The sequence below is a fragment of the uncultured Nostoc sp. genome, from assembly GCF_964245445.1.
Lineage (GTDB): Bacteria > Cyanobacteriota > Cyanobacteriia > Cyanobacteriales > Nostocaceae > Nostoc.
On the sequence record NZ_CAXTNE010000257.1, the window covers coordinates 1 to 11,331 of the forward strand.

Genomic DNA, 11,331 nt, shown 5'->3' on the forward strand with positions numbered 1-11,331 from the left:
TGCCCCCTGCCCAAACGAAGTAAGGCATCTCACAAAATCGCATCGCTCCCGTGGAGAGGGCATTTTTTGAGGCGGGGAAGGCATTAATGGAATTACGGGATCGCAAGTTATATCGCTCTACTCACAAAACCTTTGAGGAGTATTGCCGCGTTCGCCCTTGGCGTTGGCGCAGCCATCGCTTTGGCCATAATCGTCGCCAGTCTTATCTTCTAATGGATGCAGCAGTAATATTTGATAACTTAGAGCAAAAATGTGATCGGAACGATCACATTTTGCTGACGAATGAGTGGCAAGTTAGACCACTGACCAAGCTAGACCGGGACATTCAGCCTGAAGCATGGGAGCAAGCTGTAGAGTCTGCCAACGGGAAAGTACCCTCACACCGGATCGTCAAAGATGTTGTGCAGCGTATAATGGAGCGAACTAAAGTACCCAATACCTACCAGTTGAGGGAAGTATGCCAAATTCTTGCTCTTGACAACCCGGAACTCAGGGGTAAGGGCGGCTGTTGGGCAATTGTTAGTGCAGTGAATGACTTCAGTTGCACCGTGAGAATGTGGGATGGGGAGTACACCGTTGGGTTGCAACATTTGAAATCTTACGAATACTTGCCTGAAGAATGTGAGCAGATACAGTCCTTGAGCAATCGCATTGGTCGGGTGTATTCCGATTCGCTGGAGGAGACAGTCAAAAGTCTGTTGCAGTTATTGGGTAAGCTGAATCGCCCTTATCTTACTGCTGTGGAAGAGAAATTGTTGACGCTTCTAGAGTCGGAGTATGGGAAAATACCCTGAACAATTTTGGCAATTTGGCATCTAATGTCCTTGGGTTGCAGTTTCAATGGAGATATCAACACAACGGGACAGTCAAGAAGTTGTACGAGGGATAGGGCAAAGCTTTCCGCTTTTGATGTCCCATGCTACGCCAGTTGTCAAACGAGTGCTGTAGAAACGCTCTACATAATTGATACAGCGCTCGTAAGTGAACGCCATCACTGTGCAACTGGCTAGAAATGAACAAAACCAAATAGAACCTCTGAAGATGAAAAATGTAGATAGCTGAATTACTGTATAGTTTGAGGTATTGCCAGATTATCCTCTCAAGAGTTGCTTTATGATTACTCTACCTGGTATTGCCATTCAAAACAAGATATACGAAAGTTCTAATTCTCTAGTTTATCGGGGCATCAGAGACGATGGAGTAGGGATAATTGTAAAAATGCTAAAACTTGATTATCCCTCACCTCAAGAACTGACCCGCTACAGACAGGAATATAAAATTACCCGTTCGCTCACAGTGGAAGGAGTTATCAAGGCATACAGCCAGCATGACTATCAACGCACTTTGGTGATTCTCTTAGAAGATTTTGGGGGGAAGTCCCTAGAGCAATGGATGCACAAGCGCCCAGATATTTTCTGCCCCATGCCCTTATCCCAATTTTTAAGTCTTGCGATCGCTATTTGCGACATTCTGGGCAGAATCCATGCAGCCAATATTATTCATAAAGATATCAACCCTGGAAACATAGTCCTGAATCTGGATACTGGTGTTGTCAAAATTATTGACTTTGGAATTGCCACCCAATTTAACCGCACGAATCCGACTTTCAAAAGTCCTCATGTTTTAGAAGGGACACTCGCATACCTATCTCCAGAGCAAACCGGGCGGATGAACCGTTTACTCGATTACCGCACCGATTTTTACTCCCTTGGTGTGACATTTTACGAACTGCTCACTGGACAACTACCATTTCCTACCACAGACGTGCTGGAGCTAGTCCATTGTCATATTGCCAAACATCCTATTTTGCCTAATGAAATAAATACAACGATTCCCAAGCCAGTTTCAGATATCATTCTCAAACTGATGGCGAAAAATGCTGAAAATCGTTATCAAAGTGCTTGGGGCATCAAAGCGGATTTAGAAATCTGTGCTGAACAATTAGAAGAAATCGGTCAAATCTCTAGCATTCAACTGGCGCTTCAAGACGTTTCGGGTCAGTTTCAAATTCCCCAAAAACTGTATGGACGGGACAAGGAAGTTGCAATGTTACTGGCGGCGTTTGTTCGCGTAGCGTGTCCGGAGGACAATCGCATAGCGTGTCCAGAGTCAAATCGCGTTGCTTCTTTACCAAACAATTCAGAAACAACTTCACAAAGCGAACAAAGAGGCAAACCAAAATTCCAAGTCGAAATGATGTTGGTATCTGGCTATGCTGGCATTGGTAAATCTGCGTTAGTGCAAGAAATCTATAAACCAATTACCCAAAAGCGCGGCTATTTTATCTCTGGTAAATTCGATCAATTTCAGCGCAATATTCCCTACAGCGCGATCGCCCATGCCCTGCAAAAATTGGTGCAGCAACTGCTGGGTGAACCTGATGACAAAGTGCAACAGTGGCGATCGCTCTTACTTACAGCTTTAGGAAACAACGGACAAATCATCATTGATGTGATCCCCGAAGTTGAATTAATTATCGGCAAGCAGTCACCTGTACCGGAAATTGGAGCAACTGAAGCTCAAAATCGCTTTCACAGAATCTTTAGGCAGTTTGTGCGGGTGTTTTGTTCAGAATCACATCCCCTGGTGATATTCTTAGATGATTTGCAATGGATAGACTCAGCAACGCTGAATTTAATTGAGTTGATGCTGCTGGATGAGCAAGCCCAATCACTATTTTTGATTGGAGCTTATCGAGATAATGAAGTAAATCCAACGCATCCATTAGCATTAATGCTAGAGAGACTGCGAAAACAAGGGGCAGTGCTTCAGGAAATTATCTTAGCACCCTTAACGCTTGAGCCGTTGAATCAGTTGATTGCCGAGACGCTGCATCGGAATACAGACATCGTTCGTCCCTTAGCTGAGTTAGTTTTGCGTAAAACTGAGGGCAATCCGTTCTTTGTCAGTGAATTTTTGAGAATGCTGCATAGCGAAAATTTATTGAGCTTTGATGCCCAATACTTAAGCTGGCAGTGGAACATAGCTCAGATCCAAGCCCAAGATATCACTGATAATGTTGTGGAGTTGATGCTTCACAAGTTGAATAAACTGCCAGAAAATACACAGCAAATTCTCCGGTTAGCTGCTTGCGTCGGCGCTGAATTTATTTTAGATACTCTATCGATTGTTTGTGAGAAACCACATGAAACGGTTTTTCAAGATTTACTAACAGCCATACAAGTTGGATTAATTCAACCACTATCTGAATTAGATGAAAACTTGTTAATTCAAGAGTATAAGTTCTTGCACGATCGCGTGCAGCAAGCCTCATACACCTTAATCGATGAGTCGCAAAAACAAATTGTTCATTTACAAATTGGTCGCAATCTCCTCGGAAAAACTTTGCCAGAGAGACTATCAGACCGACTGTTTGAAATTGTCGATCATCTTAATCATGGAATTGAGCTTGTCACAGATCAACTAGAACGCAATGAAATTGCTAGATTAAATTTAATCACAGGACAGAAAGCAAAAGCTGCGATCGCCTATAGTGTGGCTCAAAACTATTTAGCCAGAGGTAGAGCATGGCTGGCAGACTCCAGTTGGCAAACTAACTATGAGCTGACCTTAGAGTTATATACAGAAACAACAGAAGTCGCGTATTTGTGTGGCGAGTTTGAGCAGGTAGAATCCTGGGCAGTGGTTGTTCTGCAAGCAGCCAAAACGGTTCTCGACATCGTGAAAATTTACGAAGTCAAAATTCAAACTGACATCGCGCAGAACCAGCCATTAGAAGCAATCAACACTGGATTGCAAGTTTTGCAGCAACTGGGAATCAGTTTTCCTGAAACGCCAACTCAGTCAGACATTCAGCTTGAGCTAGACACAATCACATCACTCATTGGCGAGAAGCCAATCGAGGACTTGCTCCATTTGCTGGAAATGACCGAACCGGACAAGTTGGCGGCGATGCGAATCTTATCAAGCATCACGATTGCTGCCTATGTTGCGGCTCCTGATTTGATGCCTCTGCTTGTGTCTAAACAAGTAAACTTATCAATTCAATCTGGTAATGCTGTTGTATCTCCCTTTGCCTATGCCTTTTACGGATTAATTCTTTGTGGAACGAGTGGGAATATTGAGATTGGGTACAAGTTTGGACAACTTGCGCTAAATCTATTGTCACACCCTAATGTTCATTCTCTCAGAGCTAGAACATTACTCATTGTGAATAACTTTATTATTCATTGGAAAGAGCATATTAGAAACACAACCCAGCCCTTGCTAGAAGCCTACCAAAGAGGTTTAGAAGTTGGAGATTTAGAGTTTGCTGCTTATTGTGCTCATTGTTATTGCTTCCAATTCTACGCAGTTGGAAAGGAACTCGTAGAAGTTGAGCGCGAGATGACGAAATACAATGAAGCAATTCGTCAAATCAAACAGAAAACGGCGTTAACCTGGAACCAAATATATCAGCAGGCGATCGCAAATTTGATGGGCTTTTCGGTCAGCCTAACTCGCCTAGTTGGCGAATTCTACAATGAAGAAAATGGATTGCCACAACATGAAGTAACAAATGATGGAACGGCAACCTTTGATGTCTATTTCCATAAACTTTTCCTGTGCTACCTATTTTCTGAGTATGCTCAGGCAGTTAAAAACTCAACCATAGCAGAACGTTATTTAATCCGAATAACAGGCACACCTGTTGGTCCTTTTTACTATCTATATGATGCGCTGGCAAGACTCGCCATATACTCTGAAAGCGGCACTCAAGTGCAGGAGGAACTCCTCAAAAAAGTTATGGTTAGTCAGGAGAAAATGAAGCAATGGGCACAATATGCGCCAATGAATTGTTTGCATAAATATCATCTGGTGCAAGCAGAGACTGCACGAGTTCTGAGTCAGTGGTTTGAAGCAGAGGAATTCTATGAACAAGCAATTCAAGGAGCCAGGGAAAATGAATATATCCAGGAAGAGGCGTTAGCTTATGAATTAGCCGCCAAATATTACTTAGCTCGTGGTAGAGAAAAGTTTGCCCAGCTCTACATGAAGGAAGCTCACTATTGCTATGAACGGTGGGGAGCAACTGCGAAAGTCAAAGATTTAGAAACTCGCTATCCTCAACTATTTCCTCAGTCGTCCAACGTAGTTTCTACACCAGTTCGCACCATGACTGGTGAAACCATCTCAAATACCTTACATACTGCTCTCGATTTAGCGACGGTGATGAAAGCAGCTCAAGCAATTTCGAGTGAAATTGAATTGGAGCGATTGCTCAGCTCTCTCATGCAGATTTTAATTGAAAATGCTGGAGCACAAACTGGTTGTCTGCTTTTAGAAAACTCAGGAGAATGGATGATCGAAGCGACCTGTGAACTCATTGAGGGTGCACAGGTCTGTGCAACCCAAGTGCTGCAATCGACTCCGATCACAAATCGTTTACCTGAATCGATCATTCATTATGTGATTCGGACTCATAAGTCGGTCATTCTCAATGATGCTACTCGTGAAGGTAATTTTATCAATGATCCCTATATTCAACACCACCAGACTCAATCAGTCTTTTGTTTACCGCTGCTCAATCAAAGTAAGCTCATCGGTGTGTTGTATTTAGAAAATCAGTTGGCAACTGGGGCATTTACACCGGAGCGATCGCAACTTCTGAATCTTCTATCTACTCAGGCAGCGATCGCGATTGAAAATGCCAAGCTCTACTCGAAACTACGCGCTAGCGAAAGTCAGATAAATCAATTTCTAGAAGCGGTTCCAGTGGGAGTTGGGGTTTTGGATGCGACTGGTCGCCCTTACTATGTCAATCAACGAGGCGTTCAGCTATTAGGCAAAGGCGTTGATCCTTCCGCAACACCAGAGCATCTTGCAGAGGTTTATCAAGTTTACCTGGCTGGAACGGATCAAAACTGTTCATCTGAGAAGATGCCAATCGTCCGAGCGTTAAAAGGCGAACGCACAAGAACGGATGATTTAGAGATTCACCAAGGCGAGACTATCATTCCCATTGAAGCATGGGGAACTCCAGTTTTTGACGAACAGGGTGACGTGGCTTATGCAATCGTAGCTTTTCAAGACATTACAGAGCAAAGACGAGCACAGAAACTGTTAACCGAATACAACCTTACCCTGGAACTTCAGGTGGCAGAACGAACGGCAGCTTTACAGCAAAGCGAAGCAGAGCTTCGCTTACGAGAACAGGAATTACGACTGATTGCCGACGCTCTACCAGTTCTGATCAGCTATGTAGATGCCAATCGGTGTTATCAATTCATCAACCATACCTATGAGGTTTGGTTTAACCGTAGCCGCAATGAAATTCTGGGCAACCCTGTTCGCCAACTTCTCGGTGAGGCCATTTATCAACGGGTTGAACCGTACATTAATCAGGTGTTTGAAGGGCAAACTGTACCTCTAGAAGCAGAAATCCCTTTTCCACTTGGTAAGCGGTGCATCAGCGCGACCTTGATTCCTGATTTCGATGACAATGCTCAAGTGAGAGGCTTCTACAGTCTGATCACAGACATTAGCGATCGCAAACTCGCTGAAGCAGCTTCTATTCTGGAAGAACGCAACCGGATGGCGCGAGAAATTCATGATACACTCGCTCAATCCTTCACAGGTATTCTGCTTCAAGTTGGAGCTGCAACACAAGTAGTGGCGGATGACCCAGAAGCAACCCAAGTACATCTAGAAATGATTGAGGAACTAGCACGCGCTGGGCTGGCAGGGGCACGGCGCTCCGTATCAGCACTCCGCCCGCGGCTACTAGAAGAAGGTAATTTAGAGAGTGCCCTGCATCGTATTGTGGCTCAAATGCGATCGACAACTGACACAGCTGTGATTTGCGAAATTCAGGGTACAGCCTATTCCTTACCAACCGAAGTGGAGAATAACTTACTCAGAATTGGGCAGGAAGCATTAACCAATGCAATTAAATACGCAAGTGCTGGCGAAATTCGGGTTGAGTTAGTGTATAAGGAGACACAGTGTATCTTACGGGTTAAAGATGATGGCAGGGGCTTTGGAGTGGGTAGCATTCCTTTGAGCGGTGGGTTTGGCTTATTAGGAATGAGCGAACGAGCAGAGCGCATTAGCGCACAACTAGCGATTCAAAGCCAACCAGATCAAGGAACAAAAATTATTGTCACTATCAATCGAGAGTGAGAATTACAATGAGCCAATCCACTACGATTCGGGTGCTGATTGTTGACGACCATGCCATAGTCAGAAAGGGTCTAGCAACCATCATTAACCGCGATCCAGAAATGACAGCGATCGCTCAAGCTGAAAATGGACAGCAGGCGATCAACGCATTTCGAGAATACCAACCTGATGTCACGCTAATGGATTTACGAATGCCCCAGGTGGGAGGAGTGGAAGCCATTATGGCGATTTGTGCTGAATTTAAGCAGGCTCGAATCGCGGTACTCACGACCTACAATAGTGATGAAGACATCTATCGCGGCTTGCAGGCGGGCGCTCATGGCTATCTGCTTAAGGATGCTAAACCTGGCGAACTTTTAAATGCGATTCGCGCGATTCATAATGGTCAGAAATATATTCCGCCAGAAGTGGGCGCAAAATTATTGCAGCGAATGAGCAATCCAGAACTCAGTGAACGAGAGTTGGAAGTGCTGCGTTTGATGGCACAAGGAATGAGTAATCAGGAAATTGGGACTGCTTTGAGTATTGGTGAAAGCACTGTTAAATCGCATGTGAATCGCATTTTGAGCAAACTGGGAGTGAGCGATCGCACACAAGCCGTGATTACTGCTGTTAAGCGTGGGATTGTCAGTTTGTAAGTGGGAAAAAAGGGGGAAGGGAAGTGAACCTTTACAAAGAAGGCAGGAGTTAGGAGGCAGAAGGTTGTAAGTATAAATTAAAACTTTAGTTAGGGGTCTAAAGCCCAGTTAAAAAGATAAATAATTATACTGATATTAACTTAGAGTAAGGTATAAAACGTCGTTGCTTCAATCCCACTCTTTTAAGGGTGGGTTCCTCGTGCCTCCTGAACTTTTCCCCTTTAGATTGGCTTTAGACTCCAACTAAAGTTGGAGACAACCTTCCACTGCGAGATGGACAGGTTCATCCATCACTCGATTGTACAAAAATGTCAACCCAGAGTGGACGACAAGAAAGGGTCAATTGTCTATATTGAATCCATAGCGATGTTGATGCAGTTGGTTTGTGAGGCTTAAATTTGCTTAATACAAACCGAAACATGACTTACGACCGTGATAATCGTTCTCTATTCGTTCCGCCTTCAACCCAGGATCATATCCAAGGTGTACTGAATGCTGCTGTAGTATTCGTCATGTATGGAGATTATGAATGTTTTCAAAGTGCCAACGTCTATCGATTGATTAAAGTTGCTCAACAGCAATTGAAGGTTTCGTTTGGAGAAAACAATTTAGGTTTTATCTTCCGTCATTTTCCTCAGGTACAGATTCATCCACATGCTCAACGGGCAGCGGAAGCTGCGGAAGCAGCAGCGGCTCAAGGGCAGTTTTGGCAAATGCATGAGATATTGTTCATTTATCAACAAGAGCTAAAGAATGGCTATCTAGTAGAGTACGCCAATCGTTTAGGACTTGATATTTCTCAATTTTTGCAGGATTTATCCAAGGGAGCGTATGTCAATCGTATCAATGCGGATATCGAAGGTGGACTGCAAAGTGGAGTGGAGGCTGTGCCCGCTTTGTTTATTAATGGAATTCGCTATCTCGATCGCTGGACTGTTGAGCAGATAATGGCAGCCATTGTTGCTGCAAATGATTAAGCTTTTTGATGCTTATCTTAAGAAGTATTTCAGCAGGGAGTATTTCATAACTTCTATACCGACAACAACAACCAGAGATTTGAGCAATTTAGCAAGAATACAGAGGCGATCGCAATGATGGTTTTTACATGGAAAAAAGTTCAAAAATTGTTGCTGTGGTTATTTGCATTAAGTGTTGTCGTTGGGATATCAATGCATCCAACATCAGCCACCTCCAAGGAATTACCTCAAGCCTCCAACTCTAAACCTGCGATCGTTCTCGTTCATGGGGCTTTTGCTGACGGTACATCATGGCAGCACGTTATTCCATTGTTGGAGCAGGATGGCTATAGAGTGACCGCTGTGCAGATTCCGCTCACCTCGCTTGCTGATGATGTGGCAACGACGAAGCGGGTGATTGACAATCAAAAAGGTTCCGTTGTTTTGGTCGGACATTCCTATGGTGGAAATGTGATTACGGGTGCGGCGGCTAGCAATCTACAGGTGAAAGCTCTAGTTTATGTTAATGCTTTTGCCCCAGATGTCGGTGAAAAGACGAGTGATTTGAATAAAAAGTACGCAGCACCTCCGATTAGCAAGGCGATCGTACCTGATGCTGCAAACTTTTTCTATATAGATCGCAGTAAGTTTCACGAATTTTTTGCCCAGGACGTATCGAAGACTGAGGCGCGAGTGATGGCAGCAACCCAAAAGCCGATCGCCAGCGCCGCGTTTGAGCAATCATTGAATGAAATCGCCTGGAAAACGATTCCTTCTTGGTTTATCGTGACTCAAAGCGATCGCGCCATCAACCCTGAACTTCAACGATTTATGGCTAAACGGATTAATGCTAAGACAACCGAAGTTAACTCCAGTCATGTTCCTTTTATCTCTCATCCAAAAGAGGTTGCCAAAGTGATTGAAGCAGCAAGCACTGCTGTGAAGTAATCCCAATTTAACGATTTGTTAGTAAGCCAAGTTTGGCGAACCAATGAGACGCAAGTTTGGTTTCTGGCAGAACATTTGGTGCATACACCATTGGTACGCAGTTAAATTCAGTAGATCAGGTGTTGTAAATGAATAATTAAAAGTATTTCAGCAATCGTTCTTTAAATCAGTTCATTCTTGACTCCATTTATCCATTGTAGATAACAGAGGAAGAGAACTTTATGACTAATTATGACTACATTGTAATCGGTGCAGGTTCGGCTGGTTGTGTGGTTGCCAATCGTCTAACCGAAGACTGTGACATAACCGTGTTACTCCTGGAAGCGGGCAACCCAGCTACAAAACCAGAAATTCAAATTCCGGCACAATGCTTTAGCCTAATAGGCTCTGAAGTTGATTGGGGTTACGTTTCTGAGCCGGAACCCTACCTGAAGGGTCGCAAAATGTTTTGTTCCCGTGGCAAAGTTTTGGGGGGCAGCAGTTCGATTAATTTCATGATGTATATCCGGGGCAATCCTCAAGATTACGATCGCTGGCAGGAATTAGGAAATCCCGGTTGGTCGTACCTTGATGTCTTGCCCTATTTCAAGAAATCAGAGCACCAGCAGCGAGGCGCGTCAGAATTTCACGGAGTTGATGGGGAGTTGAGCGTTACCGATTTGATCTCCCCTGCTGTGGTTTCCCAACGCTTTGTAGAAGCCTGTGTGTCAATGGGATACAACTACAATCCTGATTTTAATGGTGTACAGCAAGAAGGGGTAGGACTATATCAATTGACGGTTAAGGATGGTAAACGGCACAGTGCTGCGGCTGCTTTTCTTCTACCCATTCTCCATCGTCCCAATTTGACTGTAATCACAGGGGCATTAGTGACGAGATTGCTGGTTGAGGGCACTCGCTGTGTGGGAGTGGAATATTTACATGAAGGTACGCTCCACCAGGTCAGAGTCAACCAGGAAGTGATTTTAAGTGCAGGTGCGTTTGATTCGCCCAAACTGCTAATGCTTTCTGGAATTGGTACTGCCGAACACCTGCAAGCGATGGGAATTTCTGTCGTTGCAGATTTGCCGGGTGTCGGTCAAAACCTTCAGGATCACATTCTCACTTGTGTCGTTCAAGAAGCTACTCAAGATATACACCCTGCCATCACCAGTAACGGGGTCGAAGCCGGATTATTTTTGCATAGCAAGGAGAATGTGGAGGCTACACCTGATTTGCAGTTCTTCTTCGGTCCGATTCAATTTTTATCACCTGGTTATGCCCCCGCTGATTTTGGATTTACGGGTGCAGTCTCTCTTACCCGTCTCCAAAATATTGGCAGCGTCAGTTTGCTATCGCCTGACCCCAAAGATCCACCAACTATTCGGATGAATTATGTACAAAGTCAAGCCGATGTGCAAAAGTTGGTTGAGGGAGTTAAATTAATCCGCCAATTGTTTCAGACCAGTGCCTTTGATGATTTTCATGGTGAGGAGATTGCTCCGGGTTCCCACGTTCAGAGTGATGCAGCACTCGAAGCTTACATTCGGGACACTTGCAGCACTGTGTGGCATCCGGTTGGCACTTGCAAAATGGGCATTGACTCAATGGCAGTGGTCGATCCTCAACTACGAGGGGAGCAACGCGATTTGGTGAGGTAGGATCAAAAACCAGCGATCGCTAACAAC

At 44.3% G+C, this 11,331-nt stretch carries 6 protein-coding genes; all 6 read left to right on the forward strand.

The genetic code is table 11. The features are described 5' to 3' along the window. Positions 1 to 86 precede the first annotated feature (86 nt). The 6 genes from ACFE90_RS30210 to ACFE90_RS30235 all read left to right on the forward strand — a co-directional run bounded on the left by ACFE90_RS30210 (position 87) and on the right by ACFE90_RS30235 (position 11,304). The gene (locus tag ACFE90_RS30210) at positions 87 to 794 is read left to right on the forward strand and encodes a hypothetical protein (protein ID WP_375506043.1); all 708 of its coding nucleotides are present in this window, start codon (positions 87 to 89) and stop codon (positions 792 to 794) included. Positions 795 to 1,113: 319 nt separating this feature from the next. Continuing rightward, entirely contained in the window at positions 1,114 to 7,122 is a 6,009-nt protein-coding gene (locus tag ACFE90_RS30215; protein WP_375506044.1) for an AAA family ATPase, read from the forward strand. A gap of 8 nt (positions 7,123 to 7,130) precedes the next feature. Continuing rightward, positions 7,131 to 7,760, forward strand: a complete 630-nt coding sequence (locus tag ACFE90_RS30220; protein WP_375506045.1) for a response regulator — start codon at positions 7,131 to 7,133, stop codon at positions 7,758 to 7,760. Positions 7,761 to 8,179: 419 nt separating this feature from the next. After that, on the forward strand, positions 8,180 to 8,737 hold the full coding sequence (locus tag ACFE90_RS30225; protein WP_375506046.1) for a DsbA family protein: 558 nt from the start codon (positions 8,180 to 8,182) through the stop codon (positions 8,735 to 8,737). Positions 8,738 to 8,851: 114 nt separating this feature from the next. Continuing rightward, positions 8,852 to 9,664: an alpha/beta fold hydrolase gene (locus ACFE90_RS30230; RefSeq protein ID WP_375506047.1), complete on the forward strand. Its 813-nt coding sequence runs from the start codon at positions 8,852 to 8,854 to the stop codon at positions 9,662 to 9,664. A 221-nt stretch (positions 9,665 to 9,885) separates the two neighbouring features. Beyond that, complete coding sequence (locus ACFE90_RS30235; protein WP_375506048.1) at positions 9,886 to 11,304, forward strand: GMC family oxidoreductase; 1,419 nt, start codon at positions 9,886 to 9,888, stop codon at positions 11,302 to 11,304. The last annotated feature ends 27 nt before the right edge of the window (positions 11,305 to 11,331 follow it).